Raw genomic sequence first — 26,881 nt, forward strand, 5'->3', positions numbered from 1 at the left:
CATGATTGCCGGCTAGTTTGTACCCCAGACGAGGGGGATTGCGCCCATGAGGATTTTGGTCATAGCGGCCGCCGTGCTGGCGCTGGCGGTTGCCTCCGCGCAGGCGCAGATGGGTGGTGGCAGGCGTCAGCCTAACGAGGGCGGCCAGAAGGCGGACAACAAGCCCAAGGTCGACGAGAAGGCCTACAAGGCCGCACTCGAGCGCATTCCCGAGTCCAAGGAGAAGTACGATCCGTGGAGCGGGGCGCGTCCGCCCGAACCTGGCAAGAAGGCGAAATAGGTGAGGCGGGCCTTGGCGACCCGCTCCTGCTATTTGGCCGCTCTCATCCCGCTCCTCTTGTTTTCGTCGCGGCCAGGCATCGCCTGGGAGAGCTGGGGTGGCGATCCCGGTGGCTCGCGCTTCTCGCCATTGCGAGAGATCACGCCCGACAATGTCGGCAACCTGGTTCGGGCCTTCGAATTCCACACGGGCGATCTCGCGGCGCGGCCGCCCGGGGTGATGCGGCGAACCAAATTCCAGGCGACGCCGCTGTTCGTCGAGGACAGCCTGGTCTTCTGCTCGCCTTTCAACGAGGTGATCGCGCTCGATCCCGGTACGGGCGCGCAGAAATGGCGTTACGATCCCAGGATCGCGATGAACCAGCGTCCCGCCAACCGCTACGTCTGCCGCGGCGTCACTTACTGGATCGACGATGAGGCGCCTGTAGATGCCGCATGTCGATCGCGTATCTTCATGGGCACGAACGATGTTCGCCTGATCGCGCTCGATGCGAAGACGGGAATCCCCTGTGCCGGCTTCGGCGAGGGCGGTGAGGTCAGGCCCGACATTGGCATGAAGCTGGAATGGCCGGGCGAATTCCAGATCACCTCGCCGCCGGCGGTCGGCCGCGGGGTCGTCGTGGTCGGCTCCGCGATTGGCGACAACCGCCGCGTCGACGCGCCGAGCGGTGTGGTGCGTGCGTTCGATGCGCGTAGCGGTCAGCCGCGCTGGACGTTCGAGCCGCTCAAGCGCGACGGCATCGAAGCCGGTCACGCCAATGTCTGGGCGCCGATGTCGGTCGACGCGGTGCGCGGACTGGTATTCCTGCCGACGTCCTCGCCGTCGCCGGATTTCTGGGGCGGCAAGCGGCCGGGCAACAACGAACATGCCAATTCGGTGGTCGCGCTGCGCATCGAGACGGGCGAGCTCGTATGGGCGTTCCAAACCGTGCATCACGACGTCTGGGATTACGATCTGCCGGCGCAACCGACGCTCACGCGCATCGACGCCGGCGATGGTCAGCGCGATGTCGTGATCCAGCCGACCAAGCAGGGCTTTGTCTTCGTGCTCGATCGCGACACCGGCAAGCCGGTGTGGGCGGTCGAGGAGCGCAGCGTCCCGCAGGGGGCCGCGGAAGGTGAACGGCTGTCGCCCACGCAGCCATTCCCGACGCATGTGCCACCGCTGATGTCGCAAAAAATCTCGGCTGAGGATGCGCTCTCGCTCGTTCCTAGCCTGCGCCGCTCAGCATGCGAGAAGCAGTTTGCGGAGGCACGCAACGAGGGCCTGTACACGCCCCCCTCAACCCAAGGCACGCTGGAGTTTCCCTTCACCGGCGGCGGAGTGAACTGGGGCAGTGCGGCCTTCGATCCCGTCAACCAGGTCCTCTATGCCAACACCAGCCGGGCCGTTCATCTCATCAAGCTGATTCCGCGGGCGGAGGCGGTCGGATTCGATCCTCCGCCCGGTCATGATTTCGGCCAGCAGACGGGTGCGCCGTTTGCGATGTCGCGTGCGGTGGCAATGTCGCCGCTCGGGCTTCTTTGCAACAAGCCGCCCTGGGGCGAGATGGTCGCGGTCGATCTGAAGGCCGGCAAGATCCTCTGGCGTTCGACGGTCGGCACCACCGAGGATCTCGCCCCGCTCGGCGTGCCGCTGCCGTGGGGTGCGCCGCTCGTCAACGGGCTCGCGGTCACGGCAGGTGGGCTCGTCTTCACCGGAGCGATGGACGCCTATTTGCGCGCCTTCGATGCGCGCAGCGGCAGGGAGCTGTGGCAGGGTCGGCTGCCCGTGCCCGGCGTCGCCAATCCCATGACCTATCTCTGGAAGGGCGAGCAGTATGTCGCGATCGGCGCCGGCGGCCACTCCGAGGCAGGCACCTCGATCGGCGACAGCGTCGTTGCGTTTCGCCTGGCACGGCCGGGCGAGGGGCCGTCGCTGTGGTCGCGTACGATCGATCGCCCCGGTGGACGATTTTTTGCGGCATCATCGGCGATCGCGGTCGCGATCGTCGCGCTCGTGGTTGCAAGCCTGCGCTGGCGTCGCCGACGTCGTGTCGCGCGAACATGACGCAGCATCACGCGCGCGATGCGAATGATCGTTCACATCGTATGCACTACTGTACGAAAGCGAGGCCGATGCGCCTGTCGCTACGCCAGACAGGGCGGCATTTTCGCACGAAATTGTCGCGCGCGATCGCGAGCGTGAAGGATTGCGGCAATGTGACGAGGGCATCGAGGTCGATTGCGGCGCCGTCCGCCGACATGTTTCGCACCGTGCATGTGATGCCGCTGTTTTCAAAGGTGATCTTTCCACCCTTGAAAACACGGTAACGCTGCGCTGCACGCTTCTCGATCATCCGCGTCAATCCATAATGATCTTTGTGAAGTAGTGCATAGAAATTACGTTGAACTAAACTCAATACTGGCGCTACTTGCACAGCGCTTCAGATTTCGTTTACGACGTCGAAGCGGAAGTCACTCCGCGGATTTTTCCCCAAGCCGTTCCTTTGTGGCGCTACGCGCCGATGGAGATATTGATGAAGACCACGTTTTCGCTTCTGTTCGCCGCAGCGCTCTCGCTCTCGTCCATGCCCGCCCACGCCACCAAGCTCGATCTCGCGACCATGAGCTGCAAGCAGTTCCTGGAGAGCGGCGACGACACCATCAAGATGGTGCTGACCTGGATGGACGGCTGGTACAAGGGCGACGAAGAGAATGCGATCATCGACACCGACGTATTCGTCGAGAACGCCAAGCAGTTCGGCAGCTATTGCGGAAAAAATCCCAACGTCAGCATTGTCACCGCGGCTGACGAAGTGCTCGGCAAGTAATTTCTGCCGCGTGTCGGCACGACGCGCGATCACAACCGCGCTTCCCGTCTCGACATGACGCCATTGAGAGCCGCGGTGCGCATTGCGCTCACGCGGCTTTCTTCTTTCGGATGATGCTCACCCCGGCAGCATCGCGAACGCGCTCGACACCATCGCCACCGGCTTGTTGTCGGTGGCCGAGAGCAGCGTGACCCGGCCAAAGCTCATGGTGCGTCCGAGTCGCACCACGCGGGCGTCGGCCAGCACGTCCGACGAGGAGACCGCGCGCATGAAATGCGTGGTCTGGTCGACCGTCGTCATCGGACGATAGCCGCGGTTGGCGGCTAGGTTCGCGATCACCATCGCGGTGTCGGCGAGCGCCATCAGGGCCTGGCCGCAGACCACACCACCGTTGCGGCACAGCCGCTCCGAGAACGGCATGCGCAGGAGCGCTGCCGGCTGCCAGTCCGGCACGTCCGGCGGCGGCAGGTGATCGATGCGCTCGACCGACAGGTTGAGATCCTGGACCCAGGGCGCAAAGACTTCGCCGAGGATGCGTCGGGCCTGATTGATGCCGAACTCGGCTTCTGGCTGCGATGGCATTGCTGTCGTTCCCTCCTGTATTGCCGGATGTTCGGCATTTCGAGCGGACCGGCGCGGCAAAGTCGCCGGTCTGCCGCGGGTCCCGTCGGCTTGAAAATGCCTGACTTCGCCCGGTATGATGCCATGGAGTGGGTATGGGTGGGTGATGTTGCGTAGGTATGTCCTCGTATTTTGTCTGGCCGGGCTCGGCCTGTTGCTGAACGGGTGCACCAAGTGCGGCCCGATCTGGGACGACTGGCTCCACGCGCCGAAATCGTGCAGATCGGACCGGCTCTAGCGGGCCGAGCGGCCCCTGCGGTTGTGGCAGGGGTGACAAGGCGCGGGCGACCCGCGCCGCCATGGATGATCAAGGAGTCAATGATGAAGCTTTTCCGTATGGCCGCGGTGCTGGCTGTTCTGGCGGGACCGACCGTGCTGGCGGGACCGGCTTATGCGCAAATGCCCAATCTCAATTTGCTGCAGGAGGGGCCTGGCAAGACCCCCGAGGAGAAGGCCGCTGAGGCCGAGCGTGACAGGGCTTACAAGGAAACGCTGAAGAAGATTCCAGACTCCAAGGCGTCCAACGATCCCTGGGGTGGCATGCGCTCCGACCCGCCGAAGCCGTCGGCGGCGCCAAAGGCGTCGGCCGCAACCGGTGCGCCGAAGAAGAAGTCCGGCACGACTGCCAATTGACCTTCCGCCCGAGCGGCGGCGGTTGAATGCCTCCGGCCGGGACTCCTCTTTGATCGGCCTGCTTCCTACATTGCGCGGGAGTGTATCGCGTCGAGGAGAGCAGAACATGGCCGATCGTCCGCGGGATCTCGCCGAGCGGATGGCGCGCCGGCGAAAAATGGGCGGCAAGCCCGGCCCGACGGCCGGCGACGGCTATCTGCGCGAGACCTTCACGCTGCCGCGCGCGGCGGCACGGGAGAGGGCGCAGGCTTTCTTCGCCCGCTACCCCAAGGCCGGCTATATGAGCGCGGTCGAGACCTGGCGCGAGCTGCCCGGCGGCGACATCGAATTCACGATGCGGCGGCTGCCCAGCGCGGATTAGGGCCGGCCCCTATTCGAAGGTTTCGGATGTGATGCGGATCCGGAATACGGGCTCCTTGGCCTCGTCCAGCAACTCCATATTCCATTCGGAATTTTCCTGGAGCTTGCGGGCGATGCCGGCGGCCATGTCGGCGCAGACGCTGGTCATCTCCTTCCAAGCCAGATCGCGATCGGCAAATTCCGACGCCTGGTCGGCACAGCCGGAATAGCGGCCGTTCCGGATTCGAAAGAAGTAGAGCGGCATGGTTCGCACCGATCGCGCCTGATGGCTCCGTCCCCACGGCCATAATCCCGGCAGTCCAATCCCAAACCGTCGGCAGATCAATTCCGGTCGGCTACGGAATAGCCCCATGGACGCCAGCCCACCGATCTCGGTCCGACGGCTCAGGCCGTGTCGCGTCCGATCGCCTTCAGCTCCCGATCGATGCGCAGCTGCACCCGTCGGATCGCCAAGAGATCGATCTTGGTCTCAGTCTTGCCGGTCTTGATCTGCTCGCCGATCCGGAACTGCCACTGCCAAATGCCGGGAATTGCCGTCTTGGCGACGGTGAACTCGATGCCCCTGTGATTCATGGGCCATCTCCCACGATTCACTTCCATCACTGAGAACATGCTGGGCGGCATAATATTCCAAGAAAGCCAAACCTGTCGGTAAGCCCCGGATCGCTCACGGCTATCGCGCAAACGCACGCGCTCTGGAACATACGAAATCGAAATTCGAAAGACGCCGGCCGCCCAGCGGCGGCGCGACCTCATGCCCGTGGTTCTCCGGCCAAGAACAGAGTTCCTGGGATGGGTAAGGGCACCTTCCGGAACGCGGCGGCATGTGCCTTGCTTGGCCCGATGCGGCTAAGCAACATGGACGCGTCATGCCGGGCATTCCCCGCCGCTATTCTCATTTCGTGTTCGGAATCATCCAGTCGGGACTGACCTCGCTGATCGCCGCGGGCATCGCCAGCTTTCCCGCAGGGAACGCGCTGGACTTCCTGGCGCACTGGATGGTGTCGTGGCTGATCGCATGGGCGGCGATGCTGCCGATAGTGCTGCTCGCAGCGCCGGCGATCCGCGCCTTCTCGCTGCGGCTGACGCAGGAGGAGGGCGGTTCGCAAACCGGCCGGCCGGCATGAAAATCGGAATGAAAAAACCCCGCTTGGGAGAACCAAGCGGGGAGAAGGTTATTGGAGGCTGAGGTGCTGGGCTGCAACACCATAGCCGGGCGACCCTAGCCGGCTCAGCTTACGACAGCCTGACAAGGCCCGACGGTGGCAGCAAAAGCCGGAGCGCGGGGGCCGCAGACTGGCCCCGCACCGGTCCCAATTTCGACATCCGTTCGCACAACTCAGGACACAACCGCAGGCGAGATTTCGCGGCGACGGTGCTGCCATGGGGGAAACGTGGCGTGCCGGCAACGGGGTGGCATCATGGACAACGTAGAGCGGTCATTCGCCGCCGCGACGGCGGCTGGCTTCGTCGTGCTGGTGATCGGCATCGGGTTGCTGGTTCTGCTGTAGGCGCTGTTGGGTGCGGGAGATGGCTCCGAGGGTGGAAAGGCCCGTGCGCGCCTTTCAAAAATCGCGAAAACAACCCCATGCACAGTAGCGTGCCTACAAATTTCCCCGCCCAATCAATGGCTTACTGGTAGTATTTAGATACCATATCGGCTCGGATTCGCCTTTCACGGCCATCCGAATCCCGATACCCGTGCCGATTCCCTGAGATCAACGGGCTGCCGCTCCGGCACCGTCGCCAGCGCGGTCCCAGCGGCCTAATGAACCTTGATCGCGTCCAGCGGCAAACGGAGTTCGGCGGCACGCTCTTCGCGGTCTTTCTTGCGGAACTCGTTTTCCTTGCGCTCGAACTTGCTCAGCTCCTCCCGCGCCGCCTCCAGCAGCGGAGTGCGCCGGGTCGTATCGTGATGCGTGTTGTCCGTCATGACTGAAGTCCCCTCAGTTGCGGTCCCATCCAAGAGTCCATCCAGGAGAAGGCCGCAGACCGCGAAAGGTTCGTGCCGCAGGATGACGGAATTCTGACGGTGTGCGGGTCATCCGTCTTTGATGCGCGTCAGCCAGAGCGTGCAAATTCCCAAAAGAACATATTGCGAACCTAGAACAAATAGGGTACATTGTTTTTATCGCCGCGCCGCCTCGCCAATCGTTTGTCCCTCACGCGAATCCTCGTCATAAGGAGCACGACCCGATGTCCACCACTGCCTTGCGTATCGTCGAAGGATCCTCCATGGACAAGAGTAAAGCTCTCGCCGCCGCGCTCTCCCAGATCGAGCGTCAGTTCGGCAAGGGCTCGGTGATGAAGCTCGGCAAGAACGACCGTTCGATGGATGTCGAGGCGGTCTCTTCGGGCTCGTTGGGGCTCGATATCGCGCTCGGGATCGGCGGCCTGCCGAAGGGGCGCGTCGTGGAGATCTACGGGCCGGAATCCTCGGGCAAGACCACGCTGGCGCTGCACACGGTGGCGGAAGGGCAGAAGAAGGGCGGCATCTGCGCCTTCATCGACGCCGAGCACGCGCTCGACCCGGTCTATGCGCGCAAGCTGGGCGTCAATATCGACGAGCTCCTGATCTCCCAGCCGGACACCGGCGAGCAGGCGCTGGAAATCTGCGACACGCTGGTGCGCTCCGGCGCGGTCGACGTGCTGGTGATCGATTCGGTCGCGGCGCTGGTGCCGAAGGCCGAGCTCGAGGGCGAGATGGGCGATGCGCTGCCGGGTCTGCAGGCGCGTCTGATGAGCCAGGCGCTGCGCAAGCTGACGGCGTCCATCAACAAGTCCAATACCATGGTGATCTTCATCAACCAGATCCGCATGAAGATCGGCGTGATGTACGGCTCGCCGGAGACCACCACCGGCGGCAACGCGCTGAAATTCTATGCTTCCGTCCGCCTCGACATCCGCCGCATCGGCGCGATCAAGGAGCGTGACGAAGTGGTCGGCAACACCACGCGCGTCAAGGTCGTCAAGAACAAGCTGGCGCCGCCGTTCAAGCAGGTCGAGTTCGACATCATGTACGGCGAAGGCGTCTCCAAGATGGGCGAGATCCTCGATCTCGGCGTCAAGGCCGGCATCGTCGAAAAATCCGGCGCATGGTTCTCCTACGACAGCCAGCGTCTTGGCCAGGGCCGCGAGAATTCGAAAGCGTTCCTGAAGGCCAACCCCGACATCACCGCCAAGATCGAGACCTCGATCCGCCAGAACTCCGGCCTGATCGCCGAGCAGATTCTGGCCGGCAGCCCCGAGCGTGACGCCGACGGCGAGGAGCCGGCGGACGAGTAAGCTTCAACAGTAAAGTTTTTCGCGAGGAGCGGGCGCTGAGGACGTTGAGTTGCCGACGTCTTCGGCGCCTGTTTCGTTTGGCGTGGGGGCACCGGGTGGTGCGATGAAGCGTCTGATCTTGACCAGTTCGTCCGGAGGCCAGCTCGCACGATCCGGGTTGGCGGAGCTTGTCATCTCATCCTCGTTTCACTTTGAGTGGGGACCGCTGCCCTCGCCCGAGAAGCTCGCAGCCTATTTCGCGCCGCGTTCGGCGAATCTCGGGCCTGGTGATCATTGGTCTGATTGGGGCATCCGGTGGCCCAAGAGCATCAAGGATCGCAAAGACTTGTCCCTTGCGGACTTCTGCGAGCAATATGACTTGGTTGAACTTTGGTTCGACCCAGCTCCCCGGGATCAATTGCAGCTCGTCTGCCTGCTGGACCACCTCAGCTCCTGCTCCTCGCTGGTGCCAAAGCTTCGACTTCGACTTGTCTCATCCGAGCTGACGACAGCACACGGTGAGGATCTCGCTGCGTCCGAGCCGCACATCCATGTCGTGCCTGTTAGGGCCCAGGAGTTCGAGACTGCCCGGTTGGCGTGGTCGGCCTACCGTGCGATGACCCCTGAGGCGTGCGTCGATCTCCTTCACCAGGATCTCAGTGCATTGCTGATGCTGCGCCCGGCCTTGCTCGATCTCTTGGCAGAACTGCCGTCGCCTTTCACGGGTCTCGGTGCGACCGAGATGCGATTTCTGGAGCTCCTTGCCAGAGGGTTTGCAAACACGAATGCGTTGTTTCACCTGCGCTCGCAACGGCGCACATATGTGTTCGGAGAATTTGAGTTGGGTTCGTTGCTCGAGGGGCTCGCGCTCGGCCCCAACCCCGTAGTGGCCGGGTTGGGCGACGAACTGCGCACGATCGATCGCGAAAATTTAAGAGCTCGGCACGAGGTCTATCTCCGCAGCCGGTTGTCGTTGACCGAGTTCGGCAGGGCCGTCCTGGCCCATCAGGAAGATTTCAGTCGCCACAATCCGATCGATCGCTGGTGGGGCGGCACGCACCTGACCAATGATCGGCTGTGGCGTTACGGTAATGTTTTGACGAAGCCTTGAGACCACGGCATGACGCGGCTCATTGTCACGACCGACTCGTCCATCGCCGGCGCTATTCAACAGGCGGGCCTTGCCGACCTCGTGATTGCCATCGAGCGCCGGCTGGTCTGGGGACCGTTGCCAGCCGATGCAGAGCTGGACGCATTCTTTGCGCCGCGTACGACACAGCCCCGCGGGCTTCACTGGCTCGACGATACGCCGTCCTGGCGTCTCGAGGAATCAGGCGTGAAGGATCGAGGACTGATTGAACTGCTCGCGGAATATGACACGGTCGAGTTTTGGCGAGGGCCGGAGCCAAATGCGCAATTGATCCTGCTCTGGCTGCTCGATCATTGGGGCCGCCGACACGATGCAAATCCCGACTTTGTCGTGCGCTCCCTGTTCTTGGGTGTCAGGGATGTCGACCCACCGCGAAGCGAACTCTACCCGCCGGCTGTCGCGATCACACCTCGTCAACTCAAATCGGCCAAGCGTGCATGGCGGGCCTATCGCGCGTCGGCCCCGCAAAGGTGGCGGGATCTCTTCAAGACGGATTTGAGCTGGCTGCCACAACTCGCCCCCCACGTGAGGGCTCTTCTCAACGAGCTTCCGCGCCCCGCCTCAGGCCTTGGAGCCACCGAAGCGCGAATACTCCAGCTCATCGCGCGAGGCGGCATGCAGCCTTTCGATGTCTTTCCGGGCCACCAGAAGTGCAACGGGCTGGATGTGTATGGTTATTGGGAAGTTGGAGCGCTGCTTGACGGCCTTGCGCGGTGCGAGAGGCCGGCGGTGTCCGGACTGGATGAAGGTCCGTTTTCGCTAGAGATGCACGACGATTCCAGTCAGTTCGATCGGTACAAGCGATCGCAATTGACGCTGACCGAGTTCGGTAAGGCGGTGCTGGGAGGCGACCAGGATTTCCGCCGGTACAACCGGATTGATCGCTGGTGGGGCGGCACTCACCTGACCAACGAGCGGCTCTGGCGGTGGGACCCCGAGACCCGCTCGTTGGTTGCGCCCAAAATGCGTGTTCCGTGCCGGAGGGTGGGTTAGCGAAGTGTAGCCCACCTCTTCCATTTCGCCAGAGACAGAAGTGGTGGGTTACGCCAGCGACTGCGCTTCGCGCAGCCGGTGGCTAACCCACCCTACAAACGGTTACTCCGCCGCCTCCGCGTAATCGCTCACGGGCGGGCACGAGCACACCAGATTGCGGTCGCCATAGACGTTGTCGACGCGCCCCACCGGGCTCCAGTATTTGTCGGTGCGCGAGGTGCCCGCGGGGAAGCAGCCCTCGGCGCGGGTGTAGGCGCGCTTCCAATCGTCGTCCGCGATGTCATGCACGGTGTGTGGGGCATGACGAAGCGGCGACGCCTCGATCTTGAAGCGGCCTGCTTCGATCTCGGCGATTTCCTTCCGGATCGCGATCATGGCATCGCAGAAGCGATCCAGCTCCGCCTTGGATTCCGACTCGGTCGGCTCGATCATCAGCGTGCCCGGCACCGGAAAACTCATGGTGGGCGCATGGAAGCCGTAATCGATCAGGCGCTTGGCGATGTCGTCGACGGTGACGCCTGAGGTCGTCTTCAGCGCGCGGGGATCGACGATACACTCGTGCGCGACGCGGCCCTTTTCGTTCTTGTAGAGCACCGGGAAGTGCGCATCGAGCCTTGCTGCGACGTAGTTGGCGTTGAGGATCGCGATCTCGGTGGCGCGCTTGAGGCCTTCGCCGCCCATCATCAGAATGTAGATGTAGGAGATGGTGAGGATCGAAGCCGAGCCGAACGGCGCGGCCGAGACCGGCCCCACGGGCGCTTTCCCATCCGTCGCGGGATGACCGGGCAGGAACGGCTTGAGGTGCGACTTGACGCCGATCGGGCCCATGCCCGGGCCGCCGCCGCCATGCGGGATGCAGAAGGTCTTGTGCAGGTTGAGATGGCTGACATCGGCGCCGTAATCGCCGGGCCTGCTAAGGCCGACCTGCGCGTTGAGGTTGGCGCCGTCGAGATAGACCTGCCCGCCATGGCCATGCACGATCTCGCAGATCTCGCGGATGTGCTCCTCGAACACGCCATGGGTCGAGGGATAGGTGATCATGACCGCGGCGAGGTCGTTCGAATGCTTCTCGGCCTTGGCGCGGAGATCATTGACGTCGACGTCGCCGTTCTTCTCGCAGGCGACCACCACCACGTCCATGCCGACCATCGCGGCCGAGGCCGGGTTGGTGCCGTGCGCGGAGGAGGGGATCAGGCAGATCTTGCGATGCGTCTCGCCACGCGCCGCGTGATAGCCGCGGATCGCGAGCAGCCCGGCATATTCGCCTTGCGCGCCCGAGTTCGGCTGCAGCGAGATCGCGTCATAGCCGGTGATGTCGCTCAGCCATTTTTCCAGCCGCGCGAACAGCGCGTAGTAGCCCTTCGCCTGCTCAGGCGGGGCGAACGGATGCAGGCTGCCGAATTCCGGCCAGGTCAGCGGCATCATCTCGGTGGTCGCGTTCAGCTTCATGGTGCACGAGCCGAGCGGGATCATCGCGCGGTCGAGCGCGAGGTCGCGGTCGCTGAGCTTGCGCATGTAGCGCAGCATCTCGGTTTCCGAGCGATGCGCGTGGAAGACGGGGTGGGTGAGGAAAGAGGTCGCACGCTTGAGCGTCTCCGGCAGCGCCTCGCGCGTGGTGGCGTCGATCTCGGCGTATGCAAGCTGCCCGCCGAAGGCGCGCCAGACTGCTTCCACCGTTGCGGGCGTGGTGGTCTCGTCGAGCGCGATCCGCAATGCAGTTTCGCCAGCGCCGAGATTGATCTTCTCGGCCGCCGCGCGCGCCACGATTTCGGTACGCTTCGCCCCTGCATCCACGCTGAGCGTGTCGAAGAAACTGTCGGACTGCAGCGCAAAGCCGAGCTTGCGCAGGCCGGCAGCCAGCACCGCCGTGCGGCGATGCACATTGCGCGCGATCTGCGAAAGGCCTTCGGGGCCGTGATAGACCGCATACATCGAGGCGATCACGGCGAGCAGCACCTGCGCGGTGCAGATGTTGGAGGTCGCCTTCTCGCGGCGGATGTGCTGCTCGCGGGTCTGCAGCGCGAGGCGATAGGCCGGCATTCCGCGCGAATCCACGGAGAGGCCGACGATGCGGCCGGGCAGCGAACGCTTCAGCGCATCGCGCACCGCCATATAGGCTGCGTGCGGCCCGCCATACCCCATCGGCACGCCAAAACGTTGCGCCGAGCCGATGGCGATGTCCGCGCCGAGCTCGCCGGGCGAGGCGAGCAGTGTCAGCGCCAGCAGATCGGCGGCAATGATCGCGAGTGCGCCCTTGGCCTTCAGGCTGGCGATCGCGGGCCTGAGGTCGCGCACAGCGCCTGACGAGCCCGGGTATTGCAGCAGCGCGCCAAGCACGTCCGTCTTGTCGAGATCGGTGAGGGGGTCGCCGACGACCAGGGTCCAGCCCAGCGGCTCCGCGCGGGTGCGCATCACGGCGAGCGTCTGCGGATGCACGTCCTTGTCGACGAAGAAGGCCTTTGCTTCGACCCGCGAGTGCCGCTCGGCGAGTGCCATCGCTTCGGCGGCCGCGGTGGCTTCGTCGAGCAGCGAGGCGTTGGCGACGTCGAGCCCGGTGAGGTCACAGATCATGGTCTGGAAGTTGAGCAGCGCCTCCAGCCGGCCCTGGCTGATCTCGGGCTGGTAGGGCGTGTAGGCCGTGTACCAGGCCGGGCTCTCCAAGATGTTGCGCTGGATCACCGCGGGCAGGATCGTGCCAGAATAGCCCTGGCCAATCAACGAGGTGAAGACCTGGTTCTGGGCGGCGAGTTCGGCCATATGCGCGATCGCCTCGGTCTCGCTCAAGGGCTTGCCGAGATCGAGTGGAGCAGTCTGCCGGATCGAAGCCGGCAGCGTCTGCGCCATCAGCGCGTCGACGCTGTTTGCGCCGACGGCCTCGAGCATCGCGGTGACGTCGCGCGTGGAGGGGCCGATGTGGCGGCGAACGAAGCTCGTGGTATCGCCGTTGGATTTGCGGTGCGCGGTCATCATGGGTCCTCGCTAGGAGTTGCTGTCATCGCCCGCGAAGGCGGGCGATCCAGTACGCCGCGGCCTCTCGGCTGTAGCCGAAGCGGCTGCGTTTACTGGATGCCCCGCCTTCGCGGGGCATGACAGTGAGTATGGGGAGACGGCTCGGCTCATATCTTCACGCCGTATGGGCCTTGTACGCCGCTTCATCCATGAGGCCGCCGAGCTCGCTCTTGTCGGCCATCTTGATCTTGAAGAACCACGCATTGCCCTGCGCGTCCGAGTTCACCAGCGCCGGCTCGCTCGCGAGCTCGGGGTTGGTCTCGAGCACCTCACCGCTAACAGGCGCGTAGACGTCCGATGCGGCTTTGACCGATTCCACGACAGCGGCGGCTTCCGCCTTCTTCAGCACGCGGCCGAGCTTGGGCAATTCGACGAACACGACGTCGCCGAGCTGCGATTGCGCGTAGTCGGTGATCCCGACGGTGGCGACATCGCCGTCGATCGCGAGCCATTCGTGGTCGGAGGTGTAGAGCGTCGTGGTCATTTTCTCGGTCCTCAGCGTTTGTAGGTGTTTTTCACGAAGGGCATGGCGGCGATTTGCACGGCCAGGCGTTGGCCGCGCACCTCGGCGAAGAGTTTTGTGTCGATCGCGCTCGATGCGGTGGGCACATAGCCCATCGCGACCGGCGCATTCAGGCTCGGGCCGAAACCGCCCGAGGTGACCTTTCCGATCGGCTCGGCGGAGGTCGCATCCGCAAACAGCAGCGCGCCTTCGCGCACCGGCGCGCGGCCCTCGGTGCGCAGGCCGACGCGGCGGCGGGATGCGCCATGGTCGAAATGGGCGAGAATCTTTGCCGCGCCGGGGAAGCCCCCGCCACGCGCGCCGCCGGTGCGGCGGCTCTTCTGCACCGACCATTCCAGTGCCGCCTCGACCGGCGTGGTCGCGGTGTCGATGTCGTGGCCGTAAAGACAAAGCCCGGCCTCGAGCCGCAGGCTGTCACGGGCGCCGAGCCCGATCGGCATGACGTCAGGATTGTCCAGCAGGGCCTTGGCGAGCCGTTCGGCATCGCCGGCAGGAACCGAAATCTCGAAGCCGTCCTCGCCGGTATAGCCGGAGCGCGAGACGAAGCAGTCGAGGCCGGCAACCTTGTGCGGGCCGGAATCCATGAATTTCATGGCGGGCGCCTCTGCACATAATTTCGCCAGCGCCGATTCCCCCTTCGGCCCCTGCAGCGCGATCAGCGCGCGGTCAGCCAGCTGCTCGATGACGCAATCGTCCGAGAGATTCGCGCGCAGATGCGCCTCGTCCTCGGCCTTGCAGGCGGCGTTGACGACCAGGAAGAGGTGATCGCCGAAATTGGCGACCATCAGATCATCCAGAATCCCGCCCTCGGCATTGGTGAACTGGGCGTAGCGCTGCCGGCCAGGCGCGATCGCCAAAATATCCTGCGGCACCAGCCGTTCCAGCGCGCGGGCGGCGTCCTCGACCTTGCCGGATTTCGGCCGGAGTGCGATCTGGCCCATGTGGGAGACGTCGAACAGGCCGGCTGCGTTGCGGGTATGAAGGTGCTCCTTCAGGACTCCGGCCGGATATTGCACCGGCATGTCATAGCCGGCGAACGGCACCATCTTGCCGCCGAGCGAGACATGCAGGTCGTAAAGCGGGGTGCGTTTCAGGGAGTCTTTGTCGTCACGCGCAAGCATCGGGGGGCCCTCGGCGGTTCCCCGGGAACGATTTCCCGTGGACACCAGTCGAAGCCCCATCTGTCGCTGTGCCTGAGAGTATTATCCCGTCGGCGGACGCTGTCCGAACCTACCCTTTAAAAGGTCTTGGCCCGTCGGCGCCTCTTTCCAGATGCTGTCAAAGCCACGCGGTCCTTTTGCCTGAGAGTTTCCGGGGCGGTTGCTCCTTCGGCGCCGGCTACCAGTGCCGGTCTCTCCCGACGTGGCCGTACGATACAGATAGGTAAAGACCACAGGCCGGCCAAGCCTGTCAACGCGGCATCGGCGGCTTTCCAACGGATTACGCGACTGCGGCAACGCCTTGATCTGGTTGCACAGTTTCTGGACAGCGAAGCTGGCCTTGTCTAAAAGCGCATTGGCCCGCAGATATCAGCCCAAACTTGCGGTTTGGATGGCTGGAAGGCGGGTGCAAGCACACCCGATTGGATGAAAATGAGCGGCGTCAACGAGATCAGGTCGACCTTTCTGAATTTCTTTGCCGAGAACGGCCACGAGATCGTGTCGTCCTCGCCATTGGTGCCGCGCAACGATCCGACGTTGATGTTCACCAATGCCGGCATGGTGCAGTTCAAGAACGTCTTCACCGGCGTCGAGAAGCGGCCCTATCAGCGCGCCACCACCTCGCAGAAATGCGTGCGCGCCGGCGGCAAGCACAATGACCTCGACAATGTCGGCTACACCGCGCGCCATCTCACCTTCTTCGAGATGCTCGGCAACTTCTCCTTCGGCGACTATTTCAAGGAGCGCGCGATCGAGCTGGCCTGGACGCTCATCACGAAGGAATTCGGGCTCAAGAAAGACAAGCTGCTCGTCACGGTCTACCACACCGACGACGAGGCGGCTGGACTGTGGGAGAAGATCGCGGGCTTCTCCGACGACCGCATCATCCGCATCCCGACCTCGGACAATTTCTGGGCGATGGGCGACACCGGCCCGTGCGGGCCGTGCTCGGAGATCTTCATCGATCGCGGCGAGCACATCTGGGGCGGGCCTCCGGGCTCGCCTGAGGAGGATGGCGATCGCTTCCTCGAATTCTGGAATCTCGTCTTCATGCAGTACGAGCAGGTGACGAAGGAGGAGCGCGTGGCGCTGCCGCGTCCCTCGATCGACACCGGCATGGGGCTGGAGCGCATGGCCTGCATCATGCAGGGCGTCGATAGCGTGTTCGAGACCGACCTGTTCCGTCATTTGATCGACGCGACGGCGTCGGCGCTCGGAAGCGGACCGGACGAGAAGACCGTGGCCTCGTTCCGCGTCATCGCCGACCATCTGCGTTCGTCGGCCTTCCTCGTCGCCGACGGCGTGCTGCCCTCGAACGAGGGCCGCGGCTACGTGCTGCGCCGGATCATGCGCCGCGCGATGCGCCATGCGCAGCTGCTCGGTGCGCAAGAGCCGCTGATGCATCGCCTGGTCTGGGCGCTGGTGCGCGAGATGGGCCAAGCCTATCCGGATCTGATGCGCGCGGAAAATTTGATCGAGGAAACGCTGCGGCTGGAAGAAACCCGCTTCCGCAAGACGCTGACGCGCGGCCTCGCCATTCTCGACGAGAAGAGCGCGTCCTTGAAGAAGGGCGACATGTTCGACGGCGACGTCGCCTTCACGCTGTACGACACTTACGGCTTCCCGCTCGATTTGACGCAGGACGCGCTGAAGTCGCGCGGCATCAGCGTCGACCAGGCCTCCTTCACCGATGCGATGGAGCGTCAGAAGGCCAAGGCGCGCGAATCCTGGAAGGGGTCTGGCGAGGCGGCTTCCGAATCGATCTGGTTCCCGCTGCGTGAGAAGCTGGGCGCAACCGAATTCCTGGGCTACGAGACCGAGAGCGCTGAAGGCGTGGTCACTGCGCTGGTCAAGGACAGCAAGGAAGCCACGAGCCTCAAGGCCGGCGAGCTAGGGGCGATCGTGCTGAACCAGACGCCTTTCTACGCGGAGTCCGGCGGCCAGGTCGGTGACACCGGCGTATTGACCGGCGAGGGCGGCATCAAGTTCCGCGTCACCGACACTCAGAAGAAGCTCGGTGATTTCTTCGTTCACGTCGGCACATTGGAGAGCGGCGAGCTGAAGCTCGGCACCGCGCTGCAGCTCGAAGTGGATCACGGCAGGCGCTTTTCGATCCGCGCGCATCATTCGGCGACCCATCTCATCCACGAGGCGCTGCGCCAGGTGCTCGGCGACCACATCGCCCAGCGCGGCTCGATGGTCGCGCCGGATCGTTTACGTTTTGACTTCGTGCATCCGAAGCCGATCACGGCGGAAGAGCTCGCGCGCGTCGAGGACATCGCCAACGAGGTGGTGCTGGAGAATGACGAAGTCTCGACCCGCGTCATGGGCGTGGACGAGGCCCGTGAGGCCGGCGCACGCGCCCTGTTCGGCGAGAAATATGGCGACGAGGTTCGCGTCGTCTCGATGGGCCGGACCGCGCGCGAGCGCGGCGCCAACGCTCTCGGCTGGTCGGTCGAACTTTGCGGCGGCACGCATGTCAGGCGGACCGGCGACATCGGGCTGATCACGCTGACGGGCGAGAGCGCGGTCGCCTCCGGCGTGCGCCGCATCGAGGCTTTAACCGGCAACTACGCGCGAAAACACGCCAACGACACCATGGCGCTAGCGAAGACCGCGGCCCACGAGCTGCGCACCTCGATCGACGACGTCCCGGCGCGCATTGCCGCTCTGATGGAGGAGCGCAAGAAGCTCGAGCGCGAACTCTCCGACGCCCGCAAGAAGCTGGCGATGGGCGGCGGTGCAGCTTCGAGCAACGGCGCGGCCTCAGGTGTGCGCGAAGTCGGCGACGTCAAGCTGATGGCGCGCGCGGTCGAGGGCATCGAGATGAAGGATCTCAAGAGCCTTGCCGACGACGGCAAGAAGCAGATCGGCTCCGGCGTCGTCGCTATCGTCGGCGTCACCGAGGATGGCAAGGCCGGCGTCGTGGTCGGCGTCACCGCGGACCTCACTTCGCGTTTCAATGCGGTCAATCTGGTGAAGGTCGCCTCCGAAGCGCTCGGCGGCAAGGGCGGCGGCGGGCGGCCCGACATGGCGCAGGCCGGCGGCCCTGATGGCGAAAATGCTGCCGCGGCGCTCACGGCGATCGAAAAAGCCATGGCTGAACAAAAATCGGCCGGCGCGTAGGCAGGTGCGCCCCGTTCCGCGAGGAATTGGGCTTCGCGATCCCAATCTGAGGGATCGCCTCTACGAATTGCTGGAGCATGATCCGCTGGCCTACTCGGTCGGGTCGCGCTTCATCCAGCTGATCATCGGCGTCATCGTGCTCGATGTCGCCGCGATGATCCTTGCCTCGGTGCCGGAGCTGGACGCGCAATTCGGCGCGCTGTTTTCGGCGATCACCATCCTGTCCGTGATCGTGTTCGCGCTGGAATATGCGGCGCGGCTGTGGACCGTGGCGGGCCATACCCAGCGCGCAGCGTCCGCGCTGTCCGACCGGCTCAGCTATGTCTTCTCCGCACTCGGCATCATCGATCTGCTCGCGTTCCTGCCGGCTGCGATCGTGCTGGCCACGGGCCGGCATGCGACGCTGGCAGCGCTCGGCGTGCTGCCGTTCTTCAAGCTGGTGCGCTACTCGCCGGCGATGCGGTCGCTGCTCGCGGCCGTGCACGCGGAGCGGCGGGCGCTGATCGGCTGCATCGTCATCCTGATCGGCGCGGTGCTGACGTTTGCCTCGCTGCTCTATGCCATCGAGCGCGACGTGCAGCCGGACAAGCTCGGAACCATTCCGCAGGCGATGTGGTGGGCGATCGTGACGCTTGGCACCGTCGGTTACGGCGACGTCGTGCCGGTGACGGCGCTCGGAAAGTTCATCTCCGTCTTCACCATCATCAGCGGCTTTGCCATGATCGCGCTGCCGGTCGCGATCATCTCGACGGCCTTTGCGGAAGAGGTGAAGCGGCGCGACTTCGTGGTCACCTGGGGCATGCTGGCGCGGGTGCCGCTGTTCTCGCATCTCAGCGCATCCGAGATCGCCGACATCATGCGGCTGCTGCGGGCGCGCACGATCGAGCAGGGCGAGATCCTGGTGCGGCGGGGCGATGCGGCTTCGTCGATGTATTTCATCACCGCCGGCGAGGTCGAGATCGCGCTGCCGAACCAGCAGGTGCGGCTCGCGGATGGCACATTCTTCGGCGAGATCGCGCTGCTGCATAAGACAAAACGCAGCGGCACGGTGACGGCGACACGCAAGAGCCGGCTGCTGGTGCTCGACGCCCAGGACTTTCACGCCTTGATCGAACGCATGCCGACGCTCGCCGCGCACGTCCACAAGACGGCAAAGGCGCGGCTGGAGGGCAGCGGCGACCTTGCAGTGGCGGAGCTGGCGCAGGTGGAGCGCGACGGCACCGACCGCTGAGGGCTCAGCCCTTCTTCAGGAAGACGTAGTCGGCCGAATAGGGCGCGCTCTTGAAGTCGCCGGCCTTGTCGCACGCGCCGTCGAGCTTGCCGCCATGGGTGTTGATGCGCTGAACCGTGGTAACGGGCGTGAGGACGCCGCTGCCGCGGTGGGCGGTCACTTCCAGCTTCAGCCAGGGAATGTCGGCGGCAGTGGTACCCGGCGCATTGCCGGCGGCCTTGGCGGCCACGGCGCTGCCGTCGGCATGCTCCCAGTTCGGTCCGGCATAGTGCCGGCCGATCGTCTTGCCCTCGGCGAGCAGGGTGGCGATCGGTTCACAAAAAGTCCAGGCGAGCTTGCCGTCGGTGCCGGCCTTGCATTCATAGACCTGCGCGCCCTCGGCGTGGACGCTGAGCACGATGCTCTCGCCGGGCGCGGCGATGGCGTCGGGAAGCGGGTCGGCGGCCACAGCCGGTCCAGCGAGCAGCAACAGGCAGGGGACGGCAAGCTTGATCGACATGGTCGCATCTCCGCGCAAAGGTCCAAATAAGCGAACGGGCCGCGTTTGCGACGCGGCCCGTGATGATGTCCGGCCCAGTCGGGCGAAATTGCGGACGGCTTACGCCGCCAGCGCCTTGCCGAGGTTCTCGGCGACCTTGTCGAGGAAGCCGGTTGTCGAGAGCCAGCGCTGGTCGGCGCCGACCAGGAGCGCGAGGTCCTTGGTCATGTAGCCTTCCTCGACAGTGTCGACGCAGACCTTCTCCAGGGTGTTGGCGAACTTGGCGAGCTCGGCATTGTTGTCGAGCTTGGCGCGGTGCGACAGGCCACGGGTCCAGGCGAAGATCGATGCGATCGAGTTGGTCGAGGTCTCCTTGCCCTTCTGATGCTCGCGGTAGTGGCGGGTCACCGTGCCGTGGGCGGCTTCGGCTTCTACCGTCTTGCCGTCGGGGGTGAGGAGAACCGAGGTCATCAGGCCGAGCGAGCCGTAGCCCTGCGCCACCGTGTCGGACTGCACGTCGCCGTCGTAGTTCTTGCAGGCCCAGACATAACCGCCGGACCATTTCAGCGCGGAGGCGACCATGTCGTCGATCAGGCGGTGCTCGTAGGTCAGGCCCTTGGCGTCGAATTCCTTCTTGAACTCGCGCTCGTAGATGTCCTGGAAGATGTCCTTGAACCGACCGTCATAGACCTTCATGATCGTGTTCTTGGTCGAGAGATAGACCGGGTAGTTACGCAGCAGGCCGTAATTCAACGATGCGCGGGCGAAGTCGATGATGGAATCGTCGAGATTGTACATCTGCATCGCGACGCCGGCGCCGGGGGTCTTGAACACTTCCTTCTCGATGACGGTGCCGTCCTCGCCGACGAACTTCATCGTCAGCGTACCCTTGCCCGGGAACTTGATGTCGGTGGCGCGATACTGGTCGCCATAGGCGTGGCGGCCGATGATGATCGGCTTGGTCCAGCCGGGAACCAGGCGCGGCACGTTCTTGCAGATGATCGGCTCGCGGAAGATCACGCCGCCGAGGATGTTGCGGATGGTGCCGTTCGGCGACTTCCACATCTGCTTGAGGTTGAACTCCTTCACCCGGGCTTCGTCCGGGGTGATCGTGGCGCACTTGACGCCGACGCCGACCTTCTTGATCGCCTCGGCGGCGTCGATCGTGACCTGATCGTTGGTGTGGTCGCGGTACTCCATTCCCAGGTCGAAATATTGCAGCTCGACATCCAGGAACGGGTTGATCAGCTTGTCCTTGATGTACTGCCAGATGATCCGGGTCATCTCGTCGCCATCGAGTTCGACGACGGGGTTGGACACCTTGATTTTTGCCATGATCGGGGAAGCCTCTTGGGAACGGCGCTTGTGGCGCGCCACGGGAATATCCGCCGCCTCTTAGCACCGGGACGCGGCCGGCGAAAGCCAAGGGATTATGCACTTTTAGCTCATCCAGCCTCCGCAGATGGGGGGCGGGAGCAGCCCTGCCGCGGGGACCGGGCTGAGGTTTCAGGCGAGATTCAAAAGTCGAATCCAACCCGTTATTTCCCTTGAGAATTTCGTCAGGACAGGCAAACGACAGGCGAACGGGCGCCGGCCCAAGACCGAGGTCAGACCAGGTCAGGACCGGCCTTGAATCAATTCATGAAGAGCGCCTGTCCAAGACCTTGAGAACCAGTGTGAAAGCGAAGCGAGATGTCCGGGACTGACAAGAGCAAAGCGGGCCTTTCTCTCGACGGTCCCATCGTGATCCTGGTCGAGCCGCAGCTGGGCGAAAACATCGGCATGGCCGCGCGCGCCATGGGCAATTTCGCGCTGAGCCGATTGCGCATCGTCAACCCTCGCGACGGCTGGCCCAACATCGCCGCCCAGCGCGCCGCCGCCGGGGCCGACTATATTCTGGACAAGGTCGAATTGTTTGACACGGTCGGTGAGGCCGTCGCCGACCTCGACCTGCTGTTCGCCACCACCGCGCGTCCCCACGACCAGGCCAAGCCGGTGGTGGGACCGGAAGCCGCAGCTAGCGAGATTTCCGGGCACGCCGCCGCCGGCGGCAAGGCCGGTATCCTGTTCGGCCGGGAGCGCTGGGGCCTGACCAATGAGGAGGTCGGGCTCGCCAACCGCATCATTACGTTCCCGGTCAATCCGGGCTTTGCCTCGCTCAACCTCGCCCAAGCGGTGCTGCTGGTCGGCTACGAATGGTTCAAGCGGGCGACCTCCGGCGAGCTGCCGCACGCCATGCCGGAGCGCTCCGAGCGCGCCTCGCAGCACCAGATGCAGGCCTTCTTCGACAATCTCATCCGCGAACTCGACCGGGTCGAATTTCTGCGCCCGGCCGAGAAGCGCGACACCATGCTGGTGAACCTGCGCAACATCTTCACCCGGATGGAGCCGACCAAACAGGACATGCACACCCTGCACGGCGTGGTGATGGCGATCGCGGAGGGACGGAAAGGACCGGCCAAGGGCGGCGTGCTCGACGGCGAGCAGGCAACGCGCCTGCGCGCGCTGTTGGCCGAGCACGGGCAGGGTGGCGGCGTGCCCGACAGCGGCTCCACCGTGCGCGGCCTCGCCCGTCTGCTCCGCCGCAACCCAACCGATGCCGAGCGGCTGCTTTGGCAGGCCCTTACACGCGACCGCCGCTTCGCAGGCCAGTTCAAGCGCCAGACTCCTGTGGGGCGGCATATCCCGGACTTCGTCTCGTTCCCGCACCGGATCGCGATCGAACTGGTGAACACGGGCGAGAATGAGACGATCGTCGCGGATCGCGCGTCGCGGCGGGCGTGGCTCGAGGCGCGCGATTATCGCGTGATCGAGATGCGGGCTGCGGACGTGGAGCGGGATCTCGAGGCGGAGCTGGTACGGTTGCAGGGGATGATCGAGCAGAGCGTGTAGATTTCGTCGGGAAGCAGAGCGAATGGTCGCTGTCGCTCACCTTGGCCGATCAGGGCCGGTTCAGCGCTGGAAGACCACCTTGCCGCCGACCAGGGTTAGGTCCACCTTGATGTCCTTGATCTGCTCCTCCGGCACGGCCGCGTAGTCAGCAGAGAGCACCACGATGTCCGCCAGCTTTCCGGGCTCAATGGTCCCTTTGCGCGCTTCATCGAACGTATAACGCGAAGCCGCGCTGCTGTAGAGCCGGAGGGCCTGCTCGCGCGTGATGGTTTCTGCCGAGCCGTAGACGTTTCCGTTGGGGTCCTTCCTGGTGACCATGATGTACATGTTGAGGAAGGGGTTGATCGGGTTGACCGGAAAATCCGTCCCGGCGCCGAGGCTGTTGAGCCCCATTTTTTCGATCAACGTCCTAGTCGGCACGGCGCGGTCGGCGGTTGCTTTCCCGAGAAATCGTTCGACGGTCGCTGCCTTATCCCACATGAAAACGTTCTGGAAATCTATGCGGACTCCCAGTCTTTGCGCACGCTCCATCTGTTCTGGCCGGATCAGGCTGGCGTGGATGAGGACGAAGCGACGGTCGCGGATCGATTTTTCTTTATCCGCTGCCTCGAAGGCATCGAGCACCTGGTCAATACCCAGATCGCCCACCACGTGGACACCGACACGCCAGTCATAACGGTTGCAGACGGAGATGAGTTGCTTCAGCCGCTCGGGAGTCTGCTGCGTGATGCCGTGATAGTTGTCGTGTGAATCGGGATACACGTCACGCATGAGCGCTGTCTTCAGCGTCATGCCGCCGTCGTAAAAGATCTTGATGCCCGCGAACTTGAGCCAATCGTCGCCGAAGCCTGATGAGGCCCCATTGCCTGACATGATCGCTTCCCATGCCGTCACATCGGCTGGGGGCTCCGGTCGAAACATCACGCCGGTGCGCAAAGTGGCTTTCCCGGCTGCGACAAGCTTCTGCAGCGTGCGGACATCGCGCGGCTCTGTTGCGCCTTCGATCACACTGGTGATGCCGAAGCTGTTCAGCACACCTTCGGCGATGGTGAATTGCCGCATTTCGTCGTCTTCTGTCCAGGGTGGTACGGCCTTCTCGACCCGATCGATCGCCGTCTCCACGAGCACGCCGGTCAATTCACCGGCTGCGTCGCGTTCAAACTTTCCACCACTCGGATCCGAGGTGGTCTTGTCGACACCGACCACTTGTAGAGCCATGGTGTTCGCCATCGAGAAATGCCCGACGGTGCGAAGATAGACCGGGTTGTTCGGAGCAACGCTATCGATCTCCTGCCTCGTGAGATAGCGCTTCTCGGCCAATTGCGAGGGCGGGTGCCACGCGCCACCTACAATCCACTCACCCGGCTTCTTCTTGGTGACGAACGATTTGATGGCCTCGAGCGCGTCCGCAACGGTCTTGGCTCGGCCCAGGGTTACGACATAGTCGCCCAGACCAGCGGCCTTGAAGTGAGCGTGTGTATCGATCAATCCGGGGATGACGGTCTTGCCAGACACATCGAGCACGCGGGTCCGGGCGCCTGCAAGCGCCTTGATCGAAGCACTGGTTCCGGTCGCGATGATCTTTCCATCCGCGACGGCGACTGCCTCCGTGACGGTCGATCGGTCGTCTAAGGTCAGAACCTTGCCATTAACGAGGACCAGGTCAGGCGCATTAAGCTCCGGCTGCTGTGCCTCGGCATTTGCGACGCCAGCGATGAACATGCCCGTAGCAAGGATTGCAAATGCCTTTAACTTGCGGACCATCGCGTACCCTCTTGGATCTTTTTTGCTTGGCGACAACTGCAAGAATATCTTTGATTAAACGTGGGTTCAACGCTTCTCGAGGCTTGGCAGCGTCGCACGGTGGCTAAAGTGGAGTGCTCCCGTGGTTAGCTGGAAAGCTGGCCCTCCTGGTACCGGGCACCCATGTCCCCTCTACGAAGGACGTCCGAGCTGCACTTCGCGCTGGACCGCAATCCATGTCGCTCGCGCCACCGCCAGCAATCTCCCGGCTTCATCGTGAAGCGCAGCTTCGGCCGCGCGTTTGCGGCCGTCGCGGCCGATGGGCCAGGCCGTGATGATGCAGCGTTCTCCCGGGCGCGGGCGGGCTTCGATCCGTGCTGACATTCGCCCCAGCAGCAGCGGTGCCTTGTCGAAGCCGCCGCTCTGTGGATCGCAATTGCAGGCAAAACCGGTGGGGCAGTCGAGCGCCGACCAGAGGAATTCCGGCGCGACGAGGCCGTCGTCGGCGGCGAGATTCTGATCCGGCGTCCAGCTCGCCGCGAGAACGGCGTTGTGACCACGGAGCGCGCCGGCAAAAATGCGCAAGCCGTCGCCTTTCGCCCTTGCCGGACCGCACACGAAACATGTCGGCAATGGATGCTCGTGCGGCTTGACCGGCGTCAGCAATTCGGCGGCGCAGGCGTCCTCGAAGCTGGCTGTCTCCAGTCGCGAAAGCTCCACGCTTGCCGGCTGCCCGGTCGCGACGATCTTGTTGCCGTCGCGAAGCTCCCATGTGCCGTCGTCGGTTGCGACCGCATCGAGCGGAGTGTCCAGCGGCGGCGGCGCGCGCAGCGTTATCTCCGCGGCGCCGGGAATGTGGCGGGCGAGCCGGCCGCAGACATAGCCGCCGTTGCCGGAGTTCGGAGGACCGCAAAAGCGTTTGTCGATGATGATCTGTGTCATCGGTTTTGTTCTCTCTTTCCGGCTCACCTTACCTGATCTTGAGGACAATTCGCCCCTGAACCGTTCGGTTGGCCACGGCGCGCATGGCTTCTCCGGCCTCCTCCAAACGAAGGACGCGATCGATGTGCGGACGGATTTTTCCCTCGGCCAGCAATTGCATCAGCGTGGCGTTCATACGCGCGGCATCAGCTGAGAATTTCTCCGCCCAGGCGCCGACGAAGACGCCGAGGATGGAATAGTTCTTGAGCAGCGGCAGGTTCATCGGGAGCTGGGGAATTTCGCCGCTGGTGAAGCCGATCGGCATCAGCCGTCCGCCCCATTTCATCGACCGCGCCATCTGCTCGAAAATCGCGCCGCCGATCGTGTCGAAGCCGATGTCGATGCCTTCTCCTGACGTGATCGACTTGATGCGGTCGCGCAGATCCTCGCTACTATAGTTGACGATTTCGCCAGCCCCATAATTGCGGACGAGGGCACCCTTGTCATCGGAGCCGATACCGGCGACGACGTGCAGGCCCAGGTGGCGGCCAAGGTCGACCGCGGCAAGGCCGACTCCGCCGGCGGCACCGGTGACGAACAGCGTTTCGCCGCGCTGCGCCCTGGCCCGCTCGACCAGCGCATAATAGGCCGTGCCGTAATTGTGCAGGACCGTCGCCGCTGCCTCGAACGCGACGCCTTCCGGCAGAAGCACGCACTTTGAGTCCTTCGCTATCATCCGTTCGGCGTAGCCGCCGGTCCAGGCGCTGCACGCCACGCGGTCACCAGGCGCGAATCCCGTGACCTTGTCGCCGACCGCGACGACGACACCGGATGCTTCCGTGCCGGGCACGAAGGGCGTCGGCGGCCGCATCTGATAGAGACCCGAGACCACCAACTGGTCCATGAAACTGACGGAGGCCGCATGGACGTCGATCAGGATCTCGTCGCCGGAGGGCTTCGGCTCGTCGATTTCACTAAGGCGCAAATCGGCGGGGCCAGTGAATGAGCTGCATAGAATTGCTCTCATCGTGTCGCTCCAACGGATTGTCTGCATTCGGCAGGTTTGCGTAACGGCGTCGCATATCCCGCGACAAGCTTGACGAAATCTGCCTGTCGCGCTGCACCGGTCTTTTCAAACAGGCGCCGGACATGCGTCTTGATCGTCGTATTGGCGACGCCGAGTGCCGCCGCCACTTCGGGAACGCCGCCGCGTTCGACGATCGCGAGCATCACACGCAACTCGGTCGGCGTCAGTTTGAATGCCTTGCCGATCACTTCGGAACGAGACGGTAGCATCAGCGCCGCCCTGCGGACGAACAGCGCGGCGACGGCGCTGTAGGCGACACCCCCACGTCGGCGCGCGCCGGAAGTTAACGGCAGAGCATGGGCGACGTGGCGCTTCCCATCCCGCCCGATCATCGGCAGCGCGATCCCGTCGGCGCCGAGGAACGCGTTTTCCTGCCCGGCGGCGGCGAAAAAATGCTGCAGGGTCCGGTTGACCGTCGGATCGCAAGCCGCGAGGTGCCCGCGGATTTCGTGCAGGATGTCGCGCGCTTCGATCATGTCCTGCCCGGCAGTATTGGCGTGAATGAGACGCGCCTCCGCGTCAACGAGACAAAGACCGACGTCAAGCCCATCCAGCGTATCGGCAAACGTGGCGGCCTCCGCCGACATCCGGGGAATAG

The 26,881-nt window shown here is 64.0% G+C and carries 26 protein-coding genes and 1 riboswitch; of the genes, 12 read left to right on the forward strand and 14 right to left on the reverse strand.

Going from position 1 to position 26,881, the window contains the following annotated elements:
* Positions 1-46: 46 nt before the first annotated feature.
* Positions 47-280: a hypothetical protein gene (locus tag IVB50_RS21820; protein WP_247297239.1), complete on the forward strand. Its 234-nt coding sequence runs from the start codon at positions 47-49 to the stop codon at positions 278-280.
* A gap of 33 nt (positions 281-313) precedes the next feature.
* Positions 314-2,329: a pyrroloquinoline quinone-dependent dehydrogenase gene (locus tag IVB50_RS21825; protein ID WP_247297346.1), complete on the forward strand. Its 2,016-nt coding sequence runs from the start codon at positions 314-316 to the stop codon at positions 2,327-2,329.
* Positions 2,330-2,375: 46 nt separating this feature from the next.
* On the opposite strand, the gene IVB50_RS21830 is transcribed toward IVB50_RS21825, so the two are convergent.
* Positions 2,376-2,618 carry a PilZ domain-containing protein gene (locus IVB50_RS21830; protein ID WP_247297240.1) on the reverse strand — a complete coding sequence of 81 codons (243 nt, stop codon included), beginning with the start codon at positions 2,616-2,618 and terminating at the stop codon, positions 2,376-2,378.
* Positions 2,619-2,798: 180 nt separating this feature from the next.
* On the opposite strand from IVB50_RS21830, the gene IVB50_RS21835 reads away from it, so the two are divergent.
* Positions 2,799-3,092, forward strand: coding sequence for an HdeA/HdeB family chaperone (locus tag IVB50_RS21835; RefSeq protein WP_007602202.1), 294 nt, complete (start codon positions 2,799-2,801; stop codon positions 3,090-3,092).
* A gap of 117 nt (positions 3,093-3,209) precedes the next feature.
* Here the strand turns inward: IVB50_RS21835 and IVB50_RS21840 are convergent, their stop codons facing one another.
* Complete coding sequence (locus IVB50_RS21840) at positions 3,210-3,674, reverse strand: PaaI family thioesterase (RefSeq protein WP_247297241.1); 465 nt, start codon at positions 3,672-3,674, stop codon at positions 3,210-3,212.
* Positions 3,675-4,034: 360 nt separating this feature from the next.
* Here IVB50_RS21840 and IVB50_RS21845 point away from each other — a divergent pair, with 360 nt between their 5' ends.
* Positions 4,035-4,346, forward strand: coding sequence for a hypothetical protein (locus IVB50_RS21845; RefSeq protein WP_026233159.1), 312 nt, complete (start codon positions 4,035-4,037; stop codon positions 4,344-4,346).
* A gap of 106 nt (positions 4,347-4,452) precedes the next feature.
* A complete protein-coding gene (locus IVB50_RS21850) occupies positions 4,453-4,707 on the forward strand; it encodes a hypothetical protein (protein WP_007612182.1) in 255 nt (84 codons plus the stop codon).
* A gap of 9 nt (positions 4,708-4,716) precedes the next feature.
* Here IVB50_RS21850 and IVB50_RS21855 read toward each other — a convergent pair whose 3' ends face one another.
* Positions 4,717-4,950, reverse strand: coding sequence for a hypothetical protein (locus tag IVB50_RS21855; protein ID WP_018456379.1), 234 nt, complete (start codon positions 4,948-4,950; stop codon positions 4,717-4,719).
* Between the two features lie 140 nt (positions 4,951-5,090).
* Positions 5,091-5,279, reverse strand: coding sequence for a hypothetical protein (locus IVB50_RS21860; protein ID WP_247297242.1), 189 nt, complete (start codon positions 5,277-5,279; stop codon positions 5,091-5,093).
* A 296-nt stretch (positions 5,280-5,575) separates the two neighbouring features.
* Here IVB50_RS21860 and IVB50_RS21865 point away from each other — a divergent pair, with 296 nt between their 5' ends.
* Entirely contained in the window at positions 5,576-5,833 is a 258-nt protein-coding gene (locus IVB50_RS21865) for a DUF2798 domain-containing protein (RefSeq protein ID WP_018456377.1), read from the forward strand.
* A 638-nt stretch (positions 5,834-6,471) separates the two neighbouring features.
* Here the strand turns inward: IVB50_RS21865 and IVB50_RS21870 are convergent.
* Positions 6,472-6,639 (reverse strand): hypothetical protein, encoded by a 168-nt coding sequence (locus IVB50_RS21870; protein WP_247297243.1) that lies wholly within the window; start codon positions 6,637-6,639, stop codon positions 6,472-6,474.
* Between the two features lie 263 nt (positions 6,640-6,902).
* Here IVB50_RS21870 and recA point away from each other — a divergent pair, with 263 nt between their 5' ends.
* From recA to IVB50_RS21885, 3 genes are all read left to right on the forward strand, one after another.
* Positions 6,903-7,991 (forward strand): recombinase RecA, encoded by a 1,089-nt coding sequence (recA, locus tag IVB50_RS21875; protein ID WP_026233157.1) that lies wholly within the window; start codon positions 6,903-6,905, stop codon positions 7,989-7,991.
* 103 nt (positions 7,992-8,094) lie between these two features.
* Entirely contained in the window at positions 8,095-9,081 is a 987-nt protein-coding gene (locus IVB50_RS21880) for a hypothetical protein (protein ID WP_247297244.1), read from the forward strand.
* A gap of 9 nt (positions 9,082-9,090) precedes the next feature.
* Complete coding sequence (locus IVB50_RS21885) at positions 9,091-10,113, forward strand: hypothetical protein (RefSeq protein WP_247297246.1); 1,023 nt, start codon at positions 9,091-9,093, stop codon at positions 10,111-10,113.
* A 102-nt stretch (positions 10,114-10,215) separates the two neighbouring features.
* On the opposite strand, the gene gcvP is transcribed toward IVB50_RS21885, so the two are convergent.
* The 3 genes from gcvP to gcvT all read right to left on the reverse strand — a co-directional run bounded on the left by gcvP (position 10,216) and on the right by gcvT (position 14,766).
* Positions 10,216-13,080, reverse strand: coding sequence for an aminomethyl-transferring glycine dehydrogenase (gene gcvP / locus IVB50_RS21890; protein ID WP_247297348.1), 2,865 nt, complete (start codon positions 13,078-13,080; stop codon positions 10,216-10,218).
* 157 nt (positions 13,081-13,237) lie between these two features.
* Positions 13,238-13,606, reverse strand: coding sequence for a glycine cleavage system protein GcvH (gene gcvH / locus IVB50_RS21895; RefSeq protein WP_085349374.1), 369 nt, complete (start codon positions 13,604-13,606; stop codon positions 13,238-13,240).
* 11 nt (positions 13,607-13,617) lie between these two features.
* Entirely contained in the window at positions 13,618-14,766 is a 1,149-nt protein-coding gene (gene gcvT / locus IVB50_RS21900; RefSeq protein ID WP_247297248.1) for a glycine cleavage system aminomethyltransferase GcvT, read from the reverse strand.
* 159 nt (positions 14,767-14,925) lie between these two features.
* A riboswitch (glycine riboswitch) is annotated at positions 14,926-15,015 on the reverse strand.
* A gap of 222 nt (positions 15,016-15,237) precedes the next feature.
* Here gcvT and alaS point away from each other — a divergent pair.
* Together alaS and IVB50_RS21910 are read left to right on the forward strand one after the other, a co-directional pair.
* On the forward strand, positions 15,238-17,931 hold the full coding sequence (gene alaS / locus IVB50_RS21905; protein ID WP_247297250.1) for an alanine--tRNA ligase: 2,694 nt from the start codon (positions 15,238-15,240) through the stop codon (positions 17,929-17,931).
* Between the two features lie 4 nt (positions 17,932-17,935).
* Complete coding sequence (locus tag IVB50_RS21910) at positions 17,936-19,162, forward strand: cyclic nucleotide-gated ion channel (RefSeq protein ID WP_247297252.1); 1,227 nt, start codon at positions 17,936-17,938, stop codon at positions 19,160-19,162.
* A gap of 4 nt (positions 19,163-19,166) precedes the next feature.
* On the opposite strand, the gene IVB50_RS21915 is transcribed toward IVB50_RS21910, so the two are convergent.
* Both IVB50_RS21915 and IVB50_RS21920 read right to left on the reverse strand, forming a co-directional pair.
* The gene (locus IVB50_RS21915; protein WP_247297254.1) at positions 19,167-19,661 is read right to left on the reverse strand and encodes a DUF3455 domain-containing protein; all 495 of its coding nucleotides are present in this window, start codon (positions 19,659-19,661) and stop codon (positions 19,167-19,169) included.
* Positions 19,662-19,760: 99 nt separating this feature from the next.
* Positions 19,761-20,975: an NADP-dependent isocitrate dehydrogenase gene (locus IVB50_RS21920; RefSeq protein WP_018456365.1), complete on the reverse strand. Its 1,215-nt coding sequence runs from the start codon at positions 20,973-20,975 to the stop codon at positions 19,761-19,763.
* Between the two features lie 357 nt (positions 20,976-21,332).
* On the opposite strand from IVB50_RS21920, the gene IVB50_RS21925 reads away from it, so the two are divergent.
* Positions 21,333-22,532, forward strand: coding sequence for a TrmJ/YjtD family RNA methyltransferase (locus tag IVB50_RS21925; protein ID WP_247297255.1), 1,200 nt, complete (start codon positions 21,333-21,335; stop codon positions 22,530-22,532).
* 60 nt (positions 22,533-22,592) lie between these two features.
* On the opposite strand, the gene IVB50_RS21930 is transcribed toward IVB50_RS21925, so the two are convergent.
* The 4 genes from IVB50_RS21930 to IVB50_RS21945 form a co-directional block, all read right to left on the reverse strand.
* Positions 22,593-24,296, reverse strand: a complete 1,704-nt coding sequence (locus IVB50_RS21930) for an amidohydrolase (RefSeq protein WP_247297257.1) — start codon at positions 24,294-24,296, stop codon at positions 22,593-22,595.
* A 171-nt stretch (positions 24,297-24,467) separates the two neighbouring features.
* Positions 24,468-25,217: a hypothetical protein gene (locus IVB50_RS21935; RefSeq protein WP_247297259.1), complete on the reverse strand. Its 750-nt coding sequence runs from the start codon at positions 25,215-25,217 to the stop codon at positions 24,468-24,470.
* Positions 25,218-25,245: 28 nt separating this feature from the next.
* A complete protein-coding gene (locus tag IVB50_RS21940) occupies positions 25,246-26,223 on the reverse strand; it encodes an NADPH:quinone oxidoreductase family protein (RefSeq protein ID WP_247297261.1) in 978 nt (325 codons plus the stop codon).
* Positions 26,220-26,870, reverse strand: a complete 651-nt coding sequence (locus IVB50_RS21945; RefSeq protein WP_247297263.1) for a helix-turn-helix transcriptional regulator — start codon at positions 26,868-26,870, stop codon at positions 26,220-26,222. The genes IVB50_RS21940 and IVB50_RS21945 overlap by 4 nt, the downstream gene beginning before the upstream one ends.
* Between the last annotated feature and the right edge of the window lie 11 nt (positions 26,871-26,881).

The organism is Bradyrhizobium sp. 87 (assembly GCF_023073015.1).
Classification (GTDB): domain Bacteria; phylum Pseudomonadota; class Alphaproteobacteria; order Rhizobiales; family Xanthobacteraceae; genus Bradyrhizobium; species Bradyrhizobium canariense_D.

Coding starts and splice junctions, on each gene's coding strand:
- IVB50_RS21820 (WP_247297239.1), top strand. CDS start 47: ATGAGGATTTTGGTCATAGCGGCCGCCGTGCTGGCGCTGGCGGTTGCC.
- IVB50_RS21830 (WP_247297240.1), bottom strand. CDS start 2,618: ATGATCGAGAAGCGTGCAGCGCAGCGTTACCGTGTTTTCAAGGGTGGA.
- IVB50_RS21835 (WP_007602202.1), top strand. CDS start 2,799: ATGAAGACCACGTTTTCGCTTCTGTTCGCCGCAGCGCTCTCGCTCTCG.
- IVB50_RS21840 (WP_247297241.1), bottom strand. CDS start 3,674: ATGCCATCGCAGCCAGAAGCCGAGTTCGGCATCAATCAGGCCCGACGC.
- IVB50_RS21845 (WP_026233159.1), top strand. CDS start 4,035: ATGAAGCTTTTCCGTATGGCCGCGGTGCTGGCTGTTCTGGCGGGACCG.
- IVB50_RS21850 (WP_007612182.1), top strand. CDS start 4,453: ATGGCCGATCGTCCGCGGGATCTCGCCGAGCGGATGGCGCGCCGGCGA.
- IVB50_RS21855 (WP_018456379.1), bottom strand. CDS start 4,950: ATGCCGCTCTACTTCTTTCGAATCCGGAACGGCCGCTATTCCGGCTGT.
- IVB50_RS21860 (WP_247297242.1), bottom strand. CDS start 5,279: ATGAATCACAGGGGCATCGAGTTCACCGTCGCCAAGACGGCAATTCCC.
- IVB50_RS21865 (WP_018456377.1), top strand. CDS start 5,576: ATGCCGGGCATTCCCCGCCGCTATTCTCATTTCGTGTTCGGAATCATC.
- IVB50_RS21870 (WP_247297243.1), bottom strand. CDS start 6,639: ATGACGGACAACACGCATCACGATACGACCCGGCGCACTCCGCTGCTG.
- recA (WP_026233157.1), top strand. CDS start 6,903: ATGTCCACCACTGCCTTGCGTATCGTCGAAGGATCCTCCATGGACAAG.
- IVB50_RS21880 (WP_247297244.1), top strand. CDS start 8,095: ATGAAGCGTCTGATCTTGACCAGTTCGTCCGGAGGCCAGCTCGCACGA.
- IVB50_RS21885 (WP_247297246.1), top strand. CDS start 9,091: ATGACGCGGCTCATTGTCACGACCGACTCGTCCATCGCCGGCGCTATT.
- gcvP (WP_247297348.1), bottom strand. CDS start 13,080: ATGACCGCGCACCGCAAATCCAACGGCGATACCACGAGCTTCGTTCGC.
- gcvH (WP_085349374.1), bottom strand. CDS start 13,606: ATGACCACGACGCTCTACACCTCCGACCACGAATGGCTCGCGATCGAC.
- gcvT (WP_247297248.1), bottom strand. CDS start 14,766: ATGCTTGCGCGTGACGACAAAGACTCCCTGAAACGCACCCCGCTTTAC.
- alaS (WP_247297250.1), top strand. CDS start 15,238: ATGAGCGGCGTCAACGAGATCAGGTCGACCTTTCTGAATTTCTTTGCC.
- IVB50_RS21915 (WP_247297254.1), bottom strand. CDS start 19,661: ATGTCGATCAAGCTTGCCGTCCCCTGCCTGTTGCTGCTCGCTGGACCG.
- IVB50_RS21920 (WP_018456365.1), bottom strand. CDS start 20,975: ATGGCAAAAATCAAGGTGTCCAACCCCGTCGTCGAACTCGATGGCGAC.
- IVB50_RS21925 (WP_247297255.1), top strand. CDS start 21,333: ATGTCCGGGACTGACAAGAGCAAAGCGGGCCTTTCTCTCGACGGTCCC.
- IVB50_RS21930 (WP_247297257.1), bottom strand. CDS start 24,296: ATGGTCCGCAAGTTAAAGGCATTTGCAATCCTTGCTACGGGCATGTTC.
- IVB50_RS21935 (WP_247297259.1), bottom strand. CDS start 25,217: ATGACACAGATCATCATCGACAAACGCTTTTGCGGTCCTCCGAACTCC.
- IVB50_RS21940 (WP_247297261.1), bottom strand. CDS start 26,223: ATGAGAGCAATTCTATGCAGCTCATTCACTGGCCCCGCCGATTTGCGC.
- IVB50_RS21945 (WP_247297263.1), bottom strand. CDS start 26,870: ATGTCGGCGGAGGCCGCCACGTTTGCCGATACGCTGGATGGGCTTGAC.